16 protein-coding genes and 2 pseudogenes are annotated in these 19,312 nt (G+C 43.5%); 2 read left to right on the top strand and 16 right to left on the bottom strand.

From position 1 onward, the window contains the following. Positions 1–53 precede the first annotated feature (53 nt). A pseudogene (locus tag ACSLGF_RS06385) lies at positions 54–680 on the bottom strand (DUF1565 domain-containing protein); the annotation flags it as partial. 367 nt (positions 681–1,047) lie between these two features. Between ACSLGF_RS06385 and ACSLGF_RS06380 the strand changes: the two are divergent. Beyond that, positions 1,048–2,139 carry a branched-chain amino acid aminotransferase gene (locus ACSLGF_RS06380; RefSeq protein ID WP_034321895.1) on the top strand — a complete coding sequence of 364 codons (1,092 nt, stop codon included), beginning with the start codon at positions 1,048–1,050 and terminating at the stop codon, positions 2,137–2,139. A gap of 299 nt (positions 2,140–2,438) precedes the next feature. Here ACSLGF_RS06380 and ACSLGF_RS06375 read toward each other — a convergent pair whose 3' ends face one another. The 11 genes and pseudogenes from ACSLGF_RS06375 to sigY form a co-directional block, all read right to left on the bottom strand. Continuing rightward, the gene (locus ACSLGF_RS06375; RefSeq protein WP_456003765.1) at positions 2,439–2,837 is read right to left on the bottom strand and encodes a hypothetical protein; all 399 of its coding nucleotides are present in this window, start codon (positions 2,835–2,837) and stop codon (positions 2,439–2,441) included. A 116-nt stretch (positions 2,838–2,953) separates the two neighbouring features. Beyond that, a complete protein-coding gene (locus tag ACSLGF_RS06370; protein ID WP_456003517.1) occupies positions 2,954–4,282 on the bottom strand; it encodes a 6-phospho-beta-glucosidase in 1,329 nt (442 codons plus the stop codon). Further along, positions 4,279–4,605 carry a PTS lactose/cellobiose transporter subunit IIA gene (locus ACSLGF_RS06365; protein ID WP_230031591.1) on the bottom strand — a complete coding sequence of 109 codons (327 nt, stop codon included), beginning with the start codon at positions 4,603–4,605 and terminating at the stop codon, positions 4,279–4,281. The genes ACSLGF_RS06370 and ACSLGF_RS06365 overlap by 4 nt, the downstream gene beginning before the upstream one ends. Before the next feature lie 26 nt (positions 4,606–4,631). Beyond that, positions 4,632–5,981, bottom strand: a complete 1,350-nt coding sequence (gene celB / locus ACSLGF_RS06360; protein WP_456003514.1) for a PTS cellobiose transporter subunit IIC — start codon at positions 5,979–5,981, stop codon at positions 4,632–4,634. Between the two features lie 14 nt (positions 5,982–5,995). Continuing rightward, positions 5,996–6,301 carry a lactose/cellobiose PTS transporter subunit IIB gene (locus ACSLGF_RS06355; protein ID WP_456003511.1) on the bottom strand — a complete coding sequence of 102 codons (306 nt, stop codon included), beginning with the start codon at positions 6,299–6,301 and terminating at the stop codon, positions 5,996–5,998. Positions 6,302–6,423: 122 nt separating this feature from the next. Continuing rightward, positions 6,424–8,367: a BglG family transcription antiterminator gene (locus ACSLGF_RS06350; protein WP_456003508.1), complete on the bottom strand. Its 1,944-nt coding sequence runs from the start codon at positions 8,365–8,367 to the stop codon at positions 6,424–6,426. Between the two features lie 561 nt (positions 8,368–8,928). Beyond that, a pseudogene (locus tag ACSLGF_RS06345) lies at positions 8,929–9,039 on the bottom strand (hypothetical protein); the annotation flags it as partial. 83 nt (positions 9,040–9,122) lie between these two features. Continuing rightward, the gene (gdhA, locus tag ACSLGF_RS06340; protein WP_456003505.1) at positions 9,123–10,493 is read right to left on the bottom strand and encodes an NADP-specific glutamate dehydrogenase; all 1,371 of its coding nucleotides are present in this window, start codon (positions 10,491–10,493) and stop codon (positions 9,123–9,125) included. Between the two features lie 311 nt (positions 10,494–10,804). Continuing rightward, positions 10,805–11,017, bottom strand: coding sequence for a transcriptional regulator (locus tag ACSLGF_RS06335; protein ID WP_456003503.1), 213 nt, complete (start codon positions 11,015–11,017; stop codon positions 10,805–10,807). Continuing rightward, a complete protein-coding gene (locus ACSLGF_RS06330; RefSeq protein ID WP_456003500.1) occupies positions 11,014–11,322 on the bottom strand; it encodes a YxlC family protein in 309 nt (102 codons plus the stop codon). The genes ACSLGF_RS06335 and ACSLGF_RS06330 overlap by 4 nt, the downstream gene beginning before the upstream one ends. Beyond that, complete coding sequence (sigY, locus tag ACSLGF_RS06325; RefSeq protein WP_230031596.1) at positions 11,319–11,852, bottom strand: RNA polymerase sigma factor SigY; 534 nt, start codon at positions 11,850–11,852, stop codon at positions 11,319–11,321. The genes ACSLGF_RS06330 and sigY overlap by 4 nt, the downstream gene beginning before the upstream one ends. A gap of 476 nt (positions 11,853–12,328) precedes the next feature. Between sigY and ACSLGF_RS06320 the strand changes: the two genes are divergently transcribed. Beyond that, positions 12,329–13,372 (top strand): pectate lyase family protein, encoded by a 1,044-nt coding sequence (locus tag ACSLGF_RS06320; protein WP_456003762.1) that lies wholly within the window; start codon positions 12,329–12,331, stop codon positions 13,370–13,372. A 57-nt stretch (positions 13,373–13,429) separates the two neighbouring features. On the opposite strand, the gene cydC is transcribed toward ACSLGF_RS06320, so the two are convergent. From cydC to ACSLGF_RS06300, 4 genes are read right to left on the bottom strand one after another with little or no spacing between them, the layout of a single operon-like run. Then, positions 13,430–15,163 carry a thiol reductant ABC exporter subunit CydC gene (gene cydC, locus ACSLGF_RS06315; RefSeq protein ID WP_456003498.1) on the bottom strand — a complete coding sequence of 578 codons (1,734 nt, stop codon included), beginning with the start codon at positions 15,161–15,163 and terminating at the stop codon, positions 13,430–13,432. Next, positions 15,153–16,889, bottom strand: coding sequence for a thiol reductant ABC exporter subunit CydD (cydD, locus tag ACSLGF_RS06310; RefSeq protein ID WP_456003495.1), 1,737 nt, complete (start codon positions 16,887–16,889; stop codon positions 15,153–15,155). Before cydD ends, cydC begins: the two co-directional genes overlap by 11 nt. Next, positions 16,889–17,905, bottom strand: coding sequence for a cytochrome d ubiquinol oxidase subunit II (cydB, locus tag ACSLGF_RS06305; protein WP_456003492.1), 1,017 nt, complete (start codon positions 17,903–17,905; stop codon positions 16,889–16,891). Before cydB ends, cydD begins: the two co-directional genes overlap by 1 nt. Further along, complete coding sequence (locus ACSLGF_RS06300; RefSeq protein WP_456003489.1) at positions 17,892–19,307, bottom strand: cytochrome ubiquinol oxidase subunit I; 1,416 nt, start codon at positions 19,305–19,307, stop codon at positions 17,892–17,894. The genes cydB and ACSLGF_RS06300 overlap by 14 nt, the downstream gene beginning before the upstream one ends. Positions 19,308–19,312: the final 5 nt, after the last annotated feature.

Raw genomic sequence — 19,312 nt, 5'->3', positions numbered from 1 at the left:
ACGCAGGACTGACACCGAATGCGAGGGTTTGTCTACACGCTGAGGGCTTCACTGAAGCCCAGTTTTAATTTTTCAACGGTATTTCCTTTGATTTCAATGTCTTCAATGGCCGCAGGAGCTTTTGTCCCATAGACAGCAATACCATGCGCATTCCCATTTTTGTGTGTCGTCTGAATGTCATACACTCGGTTGTTGAGCAGCTTGACTCCTTTGCCGCTTCCTTTGATGAAAATACCGGCTGGCGTTACATCTTCTTTATTCGTCTTAATATGCCCAACCGTAAGACCTTTGAGGGTGATGTAGCTTTTTTGATCGATCGTTACAAGACCGCCATCTGCTTGATTTCCTTTAAGGGAAGCCCCGCTGATGACAGGCTTTTCTTTTCCATAAGCTTGAAAGACAACTGGTGCTTTCTTTGTTCCTGAATGACGGACAATCAATTTCTCTTGGTATGTACCGCCTCTCATGTAAATCGTTGCCCCAGCTTTAGCCATACTTGCCGCTTTCTTCAGTGTGCGGAAAGGCTTTTGCTTCGTTCCCGGGTTTTTGTCGTTTCCGTTTGTTGCCACGTAATAAGTTGTGCCTTGCTTGGCGCCAGCCTCCTCTGTCATCGCTTGACAGCCAAAGCTGATTACGGTCATGAATATAATCAGTAAGATACCTGGTATCATTCGTTTCATCTCGTTGTTTGCTCCTTTCACTTCTCTTCTTCCTTTATCGGTTTAAAAAAAGAGGATTAAAATATGGCGCTGCCCCTTGCAATGTACTGGTCAAAAGGTGTATGGTTGAAAGAATATCTTACAGAAAAACCACTCGTTTTTAAATTGTCAGATTAATCAGTCAATAATGTATTTGGATTTTATTTCTTTTTTTGAAAAGGGGTGACATCAGCCAAACTAACGGGAGAGAAGGAAAGCGCTTTAACAGATTTTTCTTGTCTGAATTCCAGAAAACCTATTGCTAATATTTTTTGAAGGTATAGAATAGAATCATAATTATTTCATATTATTAGAATTTTCAAATAATCAAACAGCAAGGAGATTTACGATGCCAAAACAACCCATCCGCGTTGAACTTAGTTCAACCAAAAAACCAAAACCTCAATCTGATCAACTTGAATTCGGAAAAATCTTCACAGACCACATGTTTGTGATGGATTATTCAATTGATAAAGGCTGGTACGATCCAAGAATTATTCCTTATCAGGCGATTCCAATGGACCCAGCTTCTATGGTCTACCATTATGGTCAATCTGTTTTTGAAGGCTTAAAGGCTTATGTTTCGGAGGATCAAAAAATTCTCTTATTCCGTCCAGAAAAGAACATGGAACGCTTAAACAGATCAAATGACCGCCTATGTATCCCGCAAATTGATACAGAAACGGTTTTAGAGGGCTTAAATGAACTCATTCGTATTGATAAGGATTGGGTACCTGATGCAGAGGGCACTTCCTTGTATATTCGTCCATTCATTATTTCCACTGAGCCATATTTAGGCGTTGCACCGTCAAGCACGTATAAGCTGCTCATTATTTTATCTCCAGTGGGATCATACTATAAAGAAGGCATCCATCCGGTGAAAATTGCGGTTGAAAACGAGTTTGTCCGTGCCGTTAAGGGTGGAACAGGAAATGCCAAAACAGCTGGAAACTATGCATCAAGCCTGAAGGCACAGCAAGTCGCTGAAACCAAAGGGTTTTCACAGGTTCTTTGGCTTGATGGAGTCGAGAAAAAGTACATTGAAGAAGTCGGCAGTATGAATATCTTCTTTAAAATCAATGGAGAAATCGTGACGCCTGAATTGAACGGCAGCATTTTAGAAGGCATCACACGTAACTCTGTACTTGAGCTGTTAAAGCATTGGGAGATTCCAGTGACAGAACGTAAAATTTCAATTGATGAGTTAATTGAAGCACATCAATCAGGCGAGCTCGAAGAAATCTTTGGAACTGGGACGGCGGCCGTGATCTCTCCTGTCGGTGAATTAATTTATCACGATCAGCCATATGTCATTCAAAATGGTCAAACAGGCGAAGTATCGAAGAAATTGTACGAAGCCATTACTGGCATCCAAAAAGGGACACAGCCAGACATCTTCGGCTGGACAGTAGAAGTCGATTCGGTCGTCAAGCAGGCTTAAGCATGTGAAAGAACCTTTCATTTCATGAAGGGTTCTTTTTTTGCCCCACAACATACCTTATCATGGTAATTATACATCTAAGGAGTGATGGTATGTTTTTTACTTATCTACTAGCGATCTTTGGTATTTGCCTCGGATCAATTATCGTAGCCACAGGTTTCGAGGATTCACCATTCCTCACCCGGTTTCTATTTAAGCTTCTTGGAATTTCTATCATTGCTTGTTCCATTACTTTTGTAAAGGCCAGGCGAAAGAGGTTACACAAGCAAAAGACAAAATAATGACCCGTCAGCCTCTCATCAAATCGTGCACCAAAACAAAATCGATACACCCACAATGCCCCCTGCATATATCCACTGTTTCCCTTTCAAGCTCCGCTTCCTTTCAATCAGTAAAAAGATCTCTGGTAAAAAGATGATGATGATTTCTATTATCAAGACAAGGTTGTAAGCAAGCGGCACCGGCTGGAAATCAAAGTCTCTTTCATCTCCTCCAATGGTTGCAAAGTACATCAACAGGTTGGTCACTGGAATGGTGAAACAAACAAGCAGACGAAGAATATAGATCCACACGTAGTCCCTATGCCGAATGAGACCAACAAATGAAGCAATGATGCCATATAAAAACAAGATTTCTGTGCCATAACTCATCACAGGCTGGACGACAAAGCCGTAAAGCATTAAACCAATTGCAACCATCTTCCAACAGTCCTTTCTTTGAAGCCGTACGTGCTGTTTTTCTATCATACACTTCTTTCTCCAGTTTCCATATGGTCAAATCATAAAAAACGACCCCATAAAGGGGCCATTTCATTTTACGCATTCACTGATTTGAAGAATTGCGGTAAATACTCACGGTGCGCTTCAAGCATTTCATCTAACATTTGCTTTGCAATTTCGTCAGAAGGGACAAGCGGGTTGATCGTCATGGCGACAAGAGCCGTCTCGTAATTTCCTGTCACAGCCGCTTCAGCTGCCACGCGCTCAAATGATTTGATTTGCTGAACGAGCCCTCTCACTGCCACAGGCAGGTCACCTGTCGCTATTGGTTTTGGTCCGTCCTTCGTAATGATACAATTCACTTCAACCGCCGATTCCGGTGGAATGCTGGCAATCGCTCCTCTGTTCACTGTATTCACGGGTTGAATGTCATGCTTATCATTATAGATCGAGCTGATTAAGTTACATGCCGCATCGCTGTAATACGCCCCGCCTCTTTTTTCGAGCTGCGGCGGTTTAATCGATAAATCAGGATCTTTATATAGCTCAAATAATTCTTGCTCGACCTGCTGCACAACCTCTGCTCTTGTTCCTTTTTCTTGGGCCGCCTTTTGCTCTTCTTCCAGCATATCTTTCGTTTTATAGTAGTAACGGTGATACGGACATGGGATAACCCCTAAGCCTTTGACAAAAGATGGCTCCCAGTTTTTCGCTTCAATGTTTTTCATGGACCACTGGCTATTCGGATTTCCTAGTTCATCGAGCACTTGATCCATAATGCTGACCCCGTCTAAATACACGTCTAATCCATAGACCATGTGATTGAGACCGGCAAACTGCACCTCAATACGTTCAACATCCACATCTAACGCCTTGGCAATCCCCATTTTGATCCCAATCGGCACATTGCATAGACCGACCACTTTTTTTAGATTCGTGTACCGTAAAACAGCTTCTGTGACCATGCCCGCTGGATTTGTAAAGTTCACAAGCCATGCATCTGGACAAAGCTTCTCCATATCCTTCACGATCTCTAGAATGACTGGAATGGTGCGAAGACCTTTAAATAAACCGCCTGGCCCGTTCGTTTCCTGCCCAATGACACCGTATTTGAGCGGTATTCTCTCATCCTTTGCCCGTGCTTCCAGCAGTCCTACACGAAATTGTGTCGTGACAAAGTCTGCGTCCTTCAGGGCTGCCCGGCGGTCAAGAGTCAGGTGTACCTCAATCGGCAGACCGGCTTTTTCGACCATACGTTTTGCAAGAGCACCCACGATGTTTAGCTTTTCCTGCCCTGCTTCAATATCCACAAGCCATAATTCCTTTACAGGCAATTCATGATACCGTTTGATAAAACCTTCAACCAGCTCAGGCGTATAGCTCGATCCACCGCCTATTGTGACAATTTTGATTCCGTCTTTCATGAATTGACACCTCCGAGTTGCTTCATTTTTTCATGGAGCTCTATGATTTCCGCTGCAAGCTCCTTGACAGTCATGGCGTTCATGAGATGATCCTGTGCATGAATCATTAAGAGACTGATGCCTGCCTTTTCTCCTCTGATTTCTCCTTGGATCAGCTCTGTCTGTGCGTGATGCGCCTCATTTAACGCGTCTTGTGCTTCCTGCAATTTTTGCTTCGCCTCATCAAAGTTGCCTTGCTTTGCACATGTAATGGCCTCCATTGCTGAGCTTCTGCCATTTCCACCGTGTAAGATGAGTTGAAACACAATTTGTTCCATTTCCATCGGCCGCATCCCCCTTGTTCCCTCTATTACATGCTGACGACATTTTCATCAGTTGATGCTTTTGTTTCCAGTTCACTTTCTTCTTTCCATTTCTGCTTATCCCACATTCTAAAGAACGGGTAGTATAGAGCAAATGACAACGCGAGGTTGATCAGCTGCATGACAGCGCCAGAGATTTTCCCGCCTGTTGCGAGATAGCCTGAAATGATTGGCGGCATTGTCCATGGCACAGCGATTCCTGCCGGTTTTGCCACAAGTCCTGTGCTCATTCCGATATATGTGGTGATGATCATCATGATTGGCGTGAGGATAAACGGAATGAGAAGCATTGGGTTCATCACAATCGGCATTCCAAAAATGATGGGTTCGTTGATGTTAAAGATGGCTGGCCCAATGGCAAGTCGGCCAAGCTGTTTCATTTGTTTACTTCTGGCACGTAAGATCATCGTCAGCACCAAAGCAAGTGTCGCGCCGCTTCCGCCGACATTGATGAAAATTTCAAAGAACTGCGCTGTGAAAATATTCGGCAGCACTTCTCCTGCTTGAAACGCAAGACGGTTCTCATCCATCGCACCGAGCCAAATCGGACCCATGACGCCGCCGACAATTGTTGCTCCATGAATACCGCATGCCCAAAGGAGCATTTGCACACCCACGGCGACGATACTCCCGCCTAAGCTTCCACCAAGAATGGAAAGCGGTGTGCCAATTAAGACGGTGATGATATTATGAATACTCTCAAAAGGTGTCATCTCAATCACAAGTCTCGCGACCCAGATCAGCGTGATGACCACAAAACCTGGAATAAGTGCGATAAACGATTTACTGACGGCCGGCGGTACACCATCAGGCATTTTAATAACGATATTCCGCTGTACAATAAAGCGGTAAATTTCGGTTGAAAGCATGGCAATAATCATGGCAACGAATAACCCTTTACTGCCCATCAGTGTGACAGGAATTCCGCCATTCACTAGGATGGCTTCTGTTGAGCCTTCAGGTGTGAAAGGCACTTGATATGGCGTGGCCAAAAGGAAAGCCGCGACAGCGATCGCACCAGATGATAATGCATCAACGGCATACTTTTCAGCAAGCCTGTAGGCAATCCCAAAGGTTGCAACAAGTGCCATAATGTCAAAGGTTGCATTAACAGGATAGGATAGTTTCGTGGCCCATTCGGCTCCAAAGATACTTGCCATAAAATCGCTGTATCCTGGGATCGGAAGGTTGGCTAAAATGAGAAACAGTGAACCGACAATAATGAGAGGCATGGTTAAAACAATTCCGTCACGCAATGCTTGTAAATGTCTTTGAGCGGCAATCTTTCCTGCAAACGGCATAACCTTCTCTTCTAGAAATCGGTTGAATCCATTCATCCCTTCCGCCCCCTCTATCCGTTCACTAGCTGTTCAGCAGATTTTAGAACCTCGGCGCCATTACACACGCCATAATGCACGGTATTAATGACGTCTACCGGAATCCCTTTTTCTTCTCCGATCTTTTTCATTTGTGGTAATAAATATCGAACCTGAGGTCCTAATAAAAGCACATCGGCTTGATCAATATGACTTTTTGCAGCATCTCCAGATACCGCCCAAATGCGATAGTCTTTTCCTTGTTCTTGTGCGCTTTTCTCCATTTTTGTGACAAGTAAGCTTGTTGACATACCTGCTGCGCAAACCAATAAGATGTTCATGTGTAAACGCCCCCTTTTCAAAGTGTGAAGCTTTTCTTTACACATTCATCTTATTATGAAACCGCTTTCATAAACACCTATACTTTTTCCTTTAGGAAGCGGAAAAAGTTAATGTCACACTGTTAGTTCTTGTACGAAGGGGCCTTTTTATACATGATATCAAGCATGTCTTCAAATGTATCACAGGCGATGAGATGCTGAATGAATTTCACATTATGCACAAGCTCTCCTAGCAGCCGGTACATCCCTTTTAAATCTTTGGCGTTCTCTTTTTCGACACAAAGCAAGCAGACAAATTGAACCTTTTTCTCTCCCCAAATGATCGGTTTTTCTAATGTACATATCACCCAAAACGTCTCTTCTGTCAGCGGGGTCATCGGATGCGGAATCGCTGTATAATGCCCGAAGGAGGTAGGTGCTGCCTCTTCTCTTTCCATCACAGATGGTGTGAGCTCTGCTGGTGCTAATCCCATGTCGATGACTTTTTGCGTGAGAAAGGTCATGACCTCTTCCTTTGTTTGAAAAGCACGTTTTGTAAAGACCAATTCCCTTTTCATATATTGTGAGGCTAATGTCACTCTTGTTTCACTCGTCAGGGCTTCTTCAATTTTTAAAAAGTCGCCGCCTCCTAAAATGGTGTTCACTTGAATGACTGGAATCGGTAAATCTATATGAATAGGGATCGTCGTAATAATCAAATCCAGAGCATGTAAAGAGACTTGCGGAAGTGAATAAAGCTCTGCTGTTCCTAAAATGGTCAGCTTTGACCCAAATTGTGACCGCAAACGATCCTGCAATAGTCTTGCACTCCCTGCACCAGAGGCACAGACAATGAGACATCGCTTCGGCGGAATCTCCATTTTCCTGCGCTCTAAGGCCGCACCAAAATGAAGTGCCATATATCCGATCTCATTTTCATGAATGGACAAACCCGTCTCTTCTTCAATGACCCTGCTGGCAATAATCCCTGCTTCAAAGGCAAGTGGATACCCCGCTTTTATTTCATCAAGCATCGGATTTCTTAAGTTCATTCCATATTTACACCGGTTCATGGCAGGCTTTAAGTGCAGACTGAGCCCAATCATTAATTCCGCATCACTAGCTAAATCAAGCTGCAATTTTTGATCAATGGCTTTCAGCATGAGCTGAACGAGATGGCTCGTGTCATCATCCACAATTTGTTTTTGACCGTTTGATGAAAAGGACTGTACCATTTTGGCTGTTCCTAGCAAATGAATGGCGATATAGACGATCTCCTCTTGTGGAAATGAGACATCCAGCAGCCCTTCGAGACGTTCCACCATTTTTTTGGCTACCTTGTATTCCTTTGCCCGTGGAATTTCGTTGATTTCCTCTGGAAGAACAGATACATAGTTTCCGTGTCTAATTCGTTTACAGGCAATGGCGACATGGACTATTAAATTATTCACACAAATGTCTGATAGATTCATTCTTTCCTCATTGATATAATCAATCATTGTTTTCTGAATCAATTCCAGCTCATGTTTTGGCAAAATGGTGACAGCTGTGTTCAGCATCGTTTGGTAGGAACGGCGTTCATTGAATAAAGATTCTGACATACAATAACGAATTTTCATCTCCGATCCTTTGATCCGGCAGCCTTTATTCGGCTTCGCTTCCAGCTTCAGATCAAAGGGCTCAAGCTTGCGTTTGACCCATTTCATATCGTTACTCATCGTCGATTTACTAATAAACAGCTGCTCCTGTAAATCCTCTAGCTTCACATACGCTTCTGCCAGAAGAAGCTTTTTTAAAATAAACCGAACACGCTCCTCCGGCAGAACGGCAAGCGGTTCTTCCTGTTCAACCTCCTCCTTCATAAAACGGCGAAAGGCATTCTCATCCTTGATCAACAGCTCATAGCCAGCTCCTCGAACAGCTGCTACAGCCGCTTGATAAGGGGCGAGACGGTCGTTCAGTTCCTTGATGTCTGTACGAATGGTGCGGCTTGTCACTTGTAAGGTGACAGAAAGTGCTGCGCTTGTGAGTGGGGTCTCAGCTGCCATCAGCTGACTTAAGATGTGCGCCAGTCTTTTACTCAGCATCAAATCGGCCTCCTTATGTAAGGGTGGAGAATCTGCCTTGTCTGGACAGGTTGTATACGCTTGCAGTTCTCTTCATTACTCATATTCTACTGAAAAGAAATAAAAATTGCCAATTCATTTATATGACAAATGCCCCTATTTATACGACTAACCATATCTAATGACCTACGAATTTCCTTCTTAGATGTTGCTGCGGAAATCATTAAAAAAAGGCGTTACACCTTCGTGTAGCCGCCTTTTTTATGAGGAGATGAGCTGTGTAAAGACAACCAATCTTTTTTCATGTGTACCTGCTGCATGATCAAATGTCCCAGTACATGTGATTAAATTGAGATTCCGTGTAAAGGCGTACCCGAAAAAAGCATTTGGCTTCTCTTCACGCGGATAGCTTTGCACTTTGATGACTTCAAAGGTTCGCTTTTTTCATGTTCATCTGTTATTGCCTCCTCTTTCCGTTTGTTATGTACTGAACGGAGTAAGAGTGGAAATGGATCATTCGAATCTATTATTTTTTCTTTCATCACAGGGTCTGTATATGATTCCATAAAAAAAGCCGGATGATCCGGCTGATACGTTACGACCTTTTGATGCTTTTCGCTCTTTATATATTTTCCTCACCACTGGATAAATCACTGGTGCCCATTTGACAATTTGTTTCAGCCATTTTTTCATTTTCTCCCGCGCCTCCTTATTGTCATTCTTACAGGACGATTCCCCATCTTGTCATGAAATAAACAGGTGCGGGAGAGCAGGAGTTAAATCACGCCTTGTGCCATCATGGCATCTGCCACTTTGCGAAATCCTGCAATATTTGCTCCTACCATTAAGTTCCCAGAGTGTCCATATTCGGCTGCTGTCTCCGTACACTGACGATAAATAGACTGCATCATTTGTTTCAGCTGATCATCTACTTCTTCGAATGTCCACGACATCCTTGCACTGTTTTGCGCCATTTCCAGTGCTGAAACACCTACACCGCCAGCATTCGCGGCTTTTGCTGGCGCAAACAGAATACCATGCTGTTCAAATACTTTGACGGCCTTAAGAGTGGATGGCATATTGGCCCCTTCTCCTACAGCGATGACCCCGTTTGCCACGAGCTGCTGTGCATGCGCTTCAGATATTTCATTTTGTGTCGCACATGGCAGTGCAATGTCACAAGGAAATGACCAAATTTGTTCGCAATCTTCAATCAATTCAGCATGCGGGTGAATGTCTATGTATGCCCCAATCCGCTGATTGTCGACTTCCTTCAACTGCTTTACTGTCTCAAGTGAAATACCTTGCGGGTCATAAATGGCTCCGCTTGAATCACTACAAGCAACAACCTTACCGCCTAGCTCTATTACCTTTTCCATCGCATAAATAGACACATTACCTGAGCCAGAAACGACAACCGAACGCCCTTTAAATTGCAGCCCATGGGCTTTCAGCATTTCTTCCATAAAGTACACCAGTCCGTAGCCCGTTGCTTCTTTTCTCGCTAAGCTGCCGCCAAACCCCGGACTTTTCCCTGTGAGCACACCAGCCTCATAAGCACCGCGCATTTTTTTGTACTGGCCGAACATATAGCCAATTTCCCGTGCCCCTACGCCAATATCACCTGCTGGTACATCTTGATCAGGTCCAATATATCGGCTGAGTTCACTCATAAAGCTTTGAACAAAACGCATGATTTCTCCATCAGATTTCCCTTTTGGATCAAAATCTGATCCACCTTTCCCTCCGCCGATCGGCATACCAGTCAGTGCGTTTTTAAAGATTTGTTCAAATCCTAAAAACTTGATGATGCTTGCATTGACGGATGGATGGAAACGAATGCCTCCTTTATAAGGACCAATGGCACTATTGAATTGAACCCTAAACCCTCTATTGACTTGTACTTTGCCCTCATCATCTACCCATGGTACTCGAAACACAACAAGCCGCTCAGGCTCAATTAACCGTTCTAAAATGCCCTGTTTTTCATACTCTGGGTGTTTTGCAAAAACCGGGACGAGTGATTCCAGAATTTCTTTTACCGCTTGCTGGAATTCCTCTTCGCCTGGATTTCGCTTTTCCACCTCCTCTAACACACGGTGGATGTAGCTTTGTGCTGTTTGTGCTGCTCGATCTAAGGTCAACATGTCTCATCTGCCTCCTTGTAGATATCTTCATACATTTATTTGTTAGATTTTCTAACGCATATTGAGATTAATTTAACACCAATTGGAAAATCTGATCAATATTGATAACAGATGAAAATGATGCCGAATTGAGATGGATCAAGCAGCAGCAGCTATCGTCTTTAAAAATGACCGCTAAAGGAATGACTATTGTGCTAGAAATGATCAATTGGACTTTACACGTCCCGCTTTCTTTGACAAATAGATGAATCATGATCTATTTCTAGATGGTTTCAAAACGAAAAAAAGGCCAAAAGTTTGATGGAACGCGTTCAATCCTTTCGGAGATTCTCGCCTCTTTTTCGATCAGGTAATACGACACAAAGCCAATATAAAATTGAAGACGATGGGAAGTTAATTAAACCGACAATGCCCCAGAACCACTTATAGCGCCCTCTTTTTTTTGCATCCATAAACAAAAGAAATCCCTGTACAAACAATAACGGCAATGCACACAATAAGATGATCATTTCCGTCTGACTCATAAAGACCCTCCTTTAATGTGTTGATATTCCTTGATTCCTACCACTACACAGAGCGGGACGCTCACCACTTGGAGAAGAATTAAGATCATAGGCAAATGGGTGATGGCAGCTGCAAAAAGTGCCAGAATGGTGAGACTGATGAGAACGTACGCCAGCATTTCTTGTTTAAAACGCCTTTTCTCTTTTTCCTTTGCCTGCTTTAGCATCATCATGACAGCCTGCTCACTTGGTTTTTTCACTTCAATCTGTTCATCTAGCTGCTGTAACTCTTCTTTTAAACGCTCGGTGAAACAATCTTCCTTCATAAGAACCACTCCTTTCGAATTTTCTTTAATCCATGATGAACCCTCGACTTCACAGTGCCTTCTCTCATACCGAGCATCGAAGCAATTTCTGGGTAAGTAAAGCCATAATAATAATGCAGAATAATCGGTGCTCTCTCCTGAGCCTTCAACTCATTTAAAGCATCCCACATCTCATGCCATGTGTGTCCCTTTTGCTGAACGTCCCATTTGAATCGGCGTATGGCTTCTTGATTCGCCTTCCCTTCTCTCATTTGTTCACGTTTTCTTTTCTTCTGGTGATCTAAAAATTGTCTCGATGCAATGGAGATGAGCCATGTTGAAAATAAGGAATCTCCTCTAAATGAAGAAAGTTTCATGTACGCTTTCAGCATCGTCTCTTGCATGATTTCTTCTGCCAGCTCTTGTTGAAGGGTGAGCTTCATCATATACCGGTAAAGAAAGGAATAGTGCTGCCGATAAAGTGCTGTAAATGCGGCATCATCTCCCTGTTTTGCCCGCTCGATCAATAAGGTCTCCTCTGTCTGCTCCAAACACGCCCCTCCTTTCTTTTTTCTCTTATTTATGAGACGACACGGATGATAACATCGTTTAAAATAGATCCTATTTTTTTAAAAATGTCTCCTTTTCTCCTTGCTGATCCGGTCATTGGTTCGTTTTATATCCAATTTTTTCTTATGTAATGATTATGACATTTCTTTGTCTCTAACAAAATGACGCTTTCGTAATCATCTTGATTTTCCATAGAATGGAGAACCCCTTTCCCATAATCATGATGTCACCCCAATACCTATCGTCAATGGTCCTTATCTCATTTAGATGAAAATAAAATAATCATCGCCTTGGTTTCCTAGAAAATCATGGAATACACAGCGCCAATTCTTAGCCGATGATACCTTTTTGCGTGCTATGCTCTTCCTACATTCCGAATGAGGCGATGCCGGCGAAAGAAGGAGGAGCGTTTGAATCGCAGCTTATTTTGGAAACGTTTACATTAAATCAAAATAGAATGGAGAGGTTGATTTTGAAGAAAAAAGTTCCAATGTTAGCTGGTATGTTAGCGGTTGGTCTCGTGACTTCATTATTTGCACCAAATGGGGAGGCAAATGCGGCAGCCAAATATCCAGAAAGTCCTTCTATTATGGCCAATTTTAATCAGCAAGGATTCTCCACATTGAATGGCGGCACAACAGGCGGTGAAGGCGGTAAAACAGTGACAGTAAAGACCGGAAATGAACTATTAGCCGCCCTCAAAAGTAAAGGAACAAATGAAAAATTAAAAATCGTCGTAGACGGGACGATTACCCCTTCTAATACATCTGCAAATAAAATTGATGTCAAAGATACAAACAATGTCTCAATCGTCGGTAAAGGCACGAAAGGCGAATTTAACGGAATTGGCATTAAGGTATGGCGGGCCAATAACGTGATCATCCGCAACCTGAAAATTCATCACAGCAAAATCGGTGATAAGGATGCCATTGGAATCCAAGGCGGTTCTAAAAACGTATGGGTGGATCATAATGAGCTCTACAACACATTGAACTCTGGTAAAGATGACTATGATGGTTTATTCGATGTGAAAAATGACTCTGATTACATTACGTTCTCATGGAACTATGTCCATGACAGCTGGAAAACGATGCTTATGGGCAGCTCCGATAACGATAACTACAACCGAAAAATTACTTTCCACAACAACCGTTTTGAAAACTTGAACTCTCGTGTACCGTCTATGCGCTACGGGGAAGGTCATGTGTATAACAACTATTACAAAGGCATCCATACAACTGCAATCAACTCTCGTATGGGCGCTAAAATGAGAATTGAGCACAACGTATTTGAAAATACAAACAATGCCATCGGCAGCTGGGACAGCCGTCAAGTGGGTACATGGCATGTCATCAACAACTCTTATATTAACAGCACAGGCAGTCTGCCAACGTCTTCAACAGGTACGTACAACCCTCCTTATAACTACTCTTTGCTTAACGTGAACAATGTCAAATCAGAGGTTGTATCAAATGCTGGTGTAGGAAAAGTAAACCCTTAAACCACAAAACGTTCGGGCAGAGATCACCTGTCCGAACGTTCTTGTCATTCATTTTATTTATATTGTTGAAAACGGTCGATCCATCTCATACAGCCTTTGATAACGCTGTTTTTCTCTCAATAAATCCTGATGCTTCCCCTGCATCTCAATGTAGCCATCTTCAATAAACATGATGCGGTCACACGCCTCGCAGCCAGTCAGGTGATGGGTAATCCAAATGACGGTTTTTCCTTTTAACACACGGAAGATTGTTTGAACCAATTCACGCTCTGTCCGTGGATCAAGTCCGACGGTTGGCTCATCTAATACCACAATCGGTGTGTGTTGCAGCAAGATCCGAGCTAACGCCATACGCTGTCTTTCTCCGCCTGAGAAACGAACTCCTGTCTCCTGTACACCTGTGTGATAGCCTTCTGGTAAAGATTCAATGTAATCGTGCAGCTGCACTTGTCTCGCCGCTTCTTTCACCTGCTCTTCTGTCGCGTCTGGGGATCCTAAGCGAATATTGTTTAAAACAGACGTATCGAATAAATAAGGCTGTTGATTGAGGACAGACACATAAGCTGACACGTTCTCTTGAATGCTTTGCACCGGTTTCCCCTGAATGCTGACAGCACCTTGATTTGGCACGACCGCCCCTTCTAACAATTTTAAAATGGTCGATTTGCCTGCACCGCTTTTTCCTAAGAGAGCAAGTGATTCTCCTTGCTTAAGCGAAAACGAAAATTGCTTTAGCACGTATTGATGCGCATCATATCCAAAGGACACTTGTTCAAAACAGACAGCTTGATCATGAGAAATGATTGACTGATCAACGAATTCCTTCTCAGATTCTCCTTCATACGACTGCTTTTCATAATGATGTAATCTGCTAACAGTATGCTGATAAACAGGAATGTCACCTGCCGCATCTGAAAGCGAAAGAAAGGCTTCTGTTAACGGAAACAGCACAAGCACAAAGGCCGCAATGAGCGTGTGCGGCATAGAACCTGACTGAACAACTGAGCCGCTCCAATACACCACAAGCACAACTGCTCCTCCAATGATCAGCTGCGCAAAAAATTGGCGCAGACGGATAAACCGGTGCTTGGCAGCTTCAAGCGCTAACAGCTGCGCTTCTTTCTGTTCATAGCCGTCAACAAAATCTTTCTGTCTGCCGCTAAACAGCCAGTCACTAACTCCCATGACCGCATCTGTTAAATGGCTGTACAGTTCATTTCTGCCCTTTTTCATTTGAATTTGTCTCGCCCGGTTCACAAGCACTGTGACGTATGGGAAAACAAATACGAGAAGTGCCATATAGAGCAGCATCAATCCAGCAAATGGCCATGAGAAAAGTCCAAGTGCCCCAATCGATGCTGCATATAAAAGCAGCGCACCGATGGATGGAAAGATTGTTTTTAAATACGCATCCTGTAATCTCTCCACATCTTCTGATAAGAGTCCAAGCATTTCACCTGTACCAAGCTTTGTCTGTTTGGCACTTCGTTCAGCCATGTCATACAGACGCACCCGCATTTTTTCAATCATCGTCAAAATGAGCTGATGACTCGCAAGCCTTTCTGCATAGCGAGCAGCAGAACGTGAAATACCAAAGGTACGTACAGCCACGATTGGGACGTAGACCATCAATATATTCTCAGGTCTTGTGGCGGCTTTTGAAATCAAAAATCCCGACGTATACATCAGCAGAGAAGCAGAGAACACCGCAATGCCTCCTAAAAAAAGCACCAAGGCAAACAGCTTTTGATTCTCCTTGATATAAGGTATAAACCAGCCTTTACTGACCATGTGTGACCGCCCCCATTTGCTCCTGTACCAATTGATAGTACACACCTTTTCTTCGCATTAATGATTCATGTGTCCCCATTTCTGCAATGGTTCCATGATCCATGACAATGATCTCATCCATCTCCGGCATCCAATGAAGCCTATGTGTCGCTAAGAACACGAGCTTATCTTCAAACAGCGGAAGCATCGTTTCCTTCAATTCATACTCCGTCTCAATGTCGAGATGCGCCGTTGGTTCATCTAACAGCATAATCGACCGCTGGCCCAGCACAGCTCGAGCAAGCGCAATTCTTTGTGCCTGGCCGCCGCTTAGCCCTCTTCCCTGCTGTCCGATGACCTCATCCAGTCCATTTGGTAGCTGCGCTACAAGCTGAGATAACCCAGCCGCCTGCACAGCTCTTTCCACTTCTTCGTCTGTTGCATGTGGTTCATAAAAACGAATGTTTTCTCTTAATGTCATGTGAAATAAATAGGGGTGCTGCGGCATATAGACGACTTTCTTTTGCCATTCCTTCATCTGTAAATGAACAAGCGGCTGACCGTTTAGCGTCATTTGACCTGAAGACGGTTCAACAAAGCCGCCGAGGACATCGGTTAACGTCGATTTTCCTGAACCACTGGCACCAATGATTCCGATTCTTTTCTTTCCTTTGACAGTCAAATCCACATCCTGAATGGAATAAGGAGCATGTTCATCATGCAGGACACAAATATCTTGCAGCGTAAGCACAGCTTGTTCATTCCACTCGTTTAGCTGCACTGATTGTGTCTCCTGCGCGTGGAAGCCCTTTTCATCTAAAATGACCTGAATAGCCTCATTCGCTTCTTTTCCATTTAACGTCGCATGATAATCATTTCCCACTTCACGTACTGGCAGGAAATATTCCGGAGCCAGCATAAGCGCCGTCAAAGCCGGCAATAACAGAAGTTCCCCTTCAATTAATCGCAGGCCAAGAAATACAGCAACGGTCGCAATCGATAACATAGAAAAGAAATCGAGGGCAAACGATGAAAGAAATGCGACCTTCAGCGTGCTCATGGTCGCCTTTCGATATCGCTTTGACACCTCTGCGATATTACGGGAGTGCTTTTTGCTAATACCTAAGTAACGAAGCGTTTCAAGGCCGCGGAGGGAATCAGTAAAATGATTGGATAATTTCTCATACGATCTCCATTGTTTGGCCGCTTTACGCTGAGCAACAAGACCTAACAAAATCATAAAAACAATTAAAATCGGCAGCGTCACAATCAAAATGACGGCAGATGTTTGATCTAATGTCCAAACATAAACGAGGACCATCACCGGAATAACGGCCATGTTCACCATTTTCGGCAAAAACAGCTGTAAATACTGACGATATTGGGCAATTCCCTCCATCGCTAATGTCACTAGCTTTCCTGTTCCTTTTTTCTTTGTGAAGGCTGGACCTAAACGAAAGAGTTGGTCTAACAGCTGTTTTCTGACGTCTGCTCCAATTCGGGAAGAGTAGGTGAACATCACTTTCTCCCGAATGAAGGTGAGACCGTGCCGCACCAGAAAGGCAGCAAGAAACAGCAAGACATAAGGCGTTGCCTGCGAGAGGCTTTTCCCGTCAAACAGCGTTGTAATGGCATGTGCCAGCCACTGTGCTTGGAAAATAATACTTGCTCCTTGGATGAGTGACACAATACCTAAGAGGGCAAGAAGCCCTCTCATTCCTTTTAATTGAAGCAAACGTTTATCCATTAGTAGGTCATTGGCTCCTTACCGCTTACACGTTTACGGAAGACGTAATAACTCCAAATTTGATACCCAAGCACAAAAGGCAGCAAAGAAATGGCGACAATCGTCATGACCGTCAATGAATAAGATCCTGATGCAGCGTTGTGAATGGTGAGGTCAAACGCATGGTTGATCGAACTAATCATGACCCGCGGGAACAATGCAGTGAAAAGCATTGTCACAGTCACCATGATGCCCGCACCTGTGAACAAGAATGTCCAGCCATCACGTTCTTTTTTCATAAAGAATAGAGCCGCTACGTAACAAACCACAATCAGCACGGTTAAAGGAATGGTGATGATCGGGCGCACTGTGTAAATGTCTGTTTCCATGATGGACACACCGACAAATAGGACAAGCACTGGCAGTGCAATAAGCAGGACACGCTGACCAAGCTTTCTTGCACGGTCTCTTAAATCACCCTCTGTACGAAGTGTGATAAAAATCAATCCGTGCAGGAGGCAAAGAACCGTCACTGCTACCCCGCCGATCACTGAATAAAGATTCACAAAGTCCGTGAAACCAGCGTACATGTTCATGCTTTGATCAATTGGCATCCCGCGTAAAATACTTGTGAATAGCACACCGAGTAAAAACGGTGGCAGCAGACTGCCAAAGAAGATGACCCAGTCCCATGCTTTGATCCAAGAGGCTTTCTCAACTTTCCCTCGGAATTCAAAGGCGACCCCCCGCCCAATGAGCGCTAATAGGAGAACCGTAAACGGAATATAGTATCCGCTGAACATCGTGGCATACCAGTGAGGAAATGCAGCGAAAATAGCACCGCCAGCTGTAATCAGCCAAACCTCATTCGCATCCCAGAAAGGACCAATCGTATTGATTAAAATGCGGCGCTCATGCGCATCCTTTCCAAGCAGCTGCATGGACATCCCTACACCAAAATCAAATCCTTCTAAGAAGAAAAACCCAACAAACAATACTGCGACAAGAATAAACCAAATCTCGTTAAGATATGCCATGATATGCGCCTCCATCAAATGGATCTGTAGACAGGTCCGTTTCATCCTTTTGTTCTGTATCCTCTTCAGAATGTGCACCTTTTTTAATTTCTCGAATGAATAAGTAGGCAAGCAAGATGGCAAGAATCAGATAAATGGTCGTAAAGCTAATGACTGAGAATAATAGCATGCCATAGGATACGTTTGGTGAAATCGATTGAGCGGTCGTCATCATGCCAAAGACGGTCCACGGCTGACGCCCGATTTCAGTCATGATCCAGCCGGCTGAGTTTGCAATAAACGGGAACGCAATCATCCAAACCATAAAGCGTAAATACCATTTGTTTGATTCAAGTTTCTTTCTAAAGCTCAAGTACAAGCCAATCATACTAGCAAAAATCATAAGCATTCCCGCACCGACCATGATTCTAAAGCTCCAGAACGTTGTTTTCACTGGAGGAATGTAGTCTCCTGGGCCAAACTTAGCTTCATATTCTTTTTGAAGTGTCAGCATACCTGGAACATCTCCACTGAACTTCGAATAAGCCAAATAACTTAAAGCAAACGGAATGTTGATTTCTGCAGAGTTTTCTTTTTTATCTGTGTCAATGTTGGCAAATAGTGTCCAAGCCGCTGGATCTCCACTATCCTTCCAAAGGGCTTCACTTGCTGCCATCTTCATCGGCTGTGATTTCATTAAATGCTTTGCTTGGTCATGTCCAGAGAACGCCACACCTAAGCCAGAAATTAAAGCGAGTACCATGGCAATCTGGAATGATTTTTTGAAAAAGGCGATTTCTTGTTTTTTGATCATTTTATAGGCACTAACACCTGCAATAAAGAAAGCGCCTGTTGCCAGCGCACCGAACAGAACGTGCGGGAACTCTACCCAGAGCTGCGGATTCGTGACAAGAGCGCCAAAATCATTCATTTCTGCACGGCCATTTTTAATGACAAATCCAACTGGCTCCTGCATAAATGAGTTAGCTAGTAAAATCCAAAACGCCGAAAAGATCGTACCAAGGGAAACAAGCCAAATACACAATAAATGAATTTTTTTCGGCAGACGATCCCAGCCGAAAATCCAAAGTCCAATAAATGTAGATTCAAGGAAAAAGGCCAATAGTGCTTCAATGGCAAGCGGTGCACCAAAGACATCACCGACAAACCTTGAATAGTCAGACCAGTTCATCCCAAACTGGAATTCCTGCAGAATCCCTGTCACCACACCTACTGCAAAGTTGATTAAGAAAAGGTGACCCCAAAACTTCGCCATCTTTTTATAGATGTCTTTTTTCTTCACTACATAAAGGGTCTGCATCAATGCGACGATAAACACCAAACCTATAGACATAGGAACAAAAATAAAATGAAATAATGTCGTTGAAGCAAATTGAAATCTTGCTAAAAACAGCTCACTCACAGCCT

The organism is Bacillus sp. A015, assembly GCF_053851875.1.
This window is presented reverse-complemented; position numbering and strand designations above follow the sequence as displayed.

Bases quoted from the DNA above. Each gene is read 5' to 3' on its own strand.
- ACSLGF_RS06350 (WP_456003508.1), bottom strand. From the start codon at position 8,367: ATGCTGAGTAAAAGACTGGCGCACATCTTAAGTCAGCTGATGGCAGCT.
- ACSLGF_RS06320 (WP_456003762.1), top strand. From the start codon at position 12,329: ATGGAGAGGTTGATTTTGAAGAAAAAAGTTCCAATGTTAGCTGGTATG.
- ACSLGF_RS06335 (WP_456003503.1), bottom strand. From the start codon at position 11,017: ATGAGTCAGACGGAAATGATCATCTTATTGTGTGCATTGCCGTTATTG.
- cydD (WP_456003495.1), bottom strand. From the start codon at position 16,889: ATGGATAAACGTTTGCTTCAATTAAAAGGAATGAGAGGGCTTCTTGCC.
- ACSLGF_RS06355 (WP_456003511.1), bottom strand. From the start codon at position 6,301: ATGAACATCTTATTGGTTTGCGCAGCAGGTATGTCAACAAGCTTACTT.
- cydC (WP_456003498.1), bottom strand. From the start codon at position 15,163: ATGGTCAGTAAAGGCTGGTTTATACCTTATATCAAGGAGAATCAAAAG.
- ACSLGF_RS06370 (WP_456003517.1), bottom strand. From the start codon at position 4,282: ATGAAAGACGGAATCAAAATTGTCACAATAGGCGGTGGATCGAGCTAT.
- gdhA (WP_456003505.1), bottom strand. From the start codon at position 10,493: ATGTTGACCTTAGATCGAGCAGCACAAACAGCACAAAGCTACATCCAC.
- ACSLGF_RS06375 (WP_456003765.1), bottom strand. From the start codon at position 2,837: ATGGTTGCAATTGGTTTAATGCTTTACGGCTTTGTCGTCCAGCCTGTG.
- ACSLGF_RS06330 (WP_456003500.1), bottom strand. From the start codon at position 11,322: ATGAAGGAAGATTGTTTCACCGAGCGTTTAAAAGAAGAGTTACAGCAG.
- ACSLGF_RS06380 (WP_034321895.1), top strand. From the start codon at position 1,048: ATGCCAAAACAACCCATCCGCGTTGAACTTAGTTCAACCAAAAAACCA.
- celB (WP_456003514.1), bottom strand. From the start codon at position 5,981: ATGAATGGATTCAACCGATTTCTAGAAGAGAAGGTTATGCCGTTTGCA.
- cydB (WP_456003492.1), bottom strand. From the start codon at position 17,905: ATGGCATATCTTAACGAGATTTGGTTTATTCTTGTCGCAGTATTGTTT.
- ACSLGF_RS06365 (WP_230031591.1), bottom strand. From the start codon at position 4,605: ATGGAAATGGAACAAATTGTGTTTCAACTCATCTTACACGGTGGAAAT.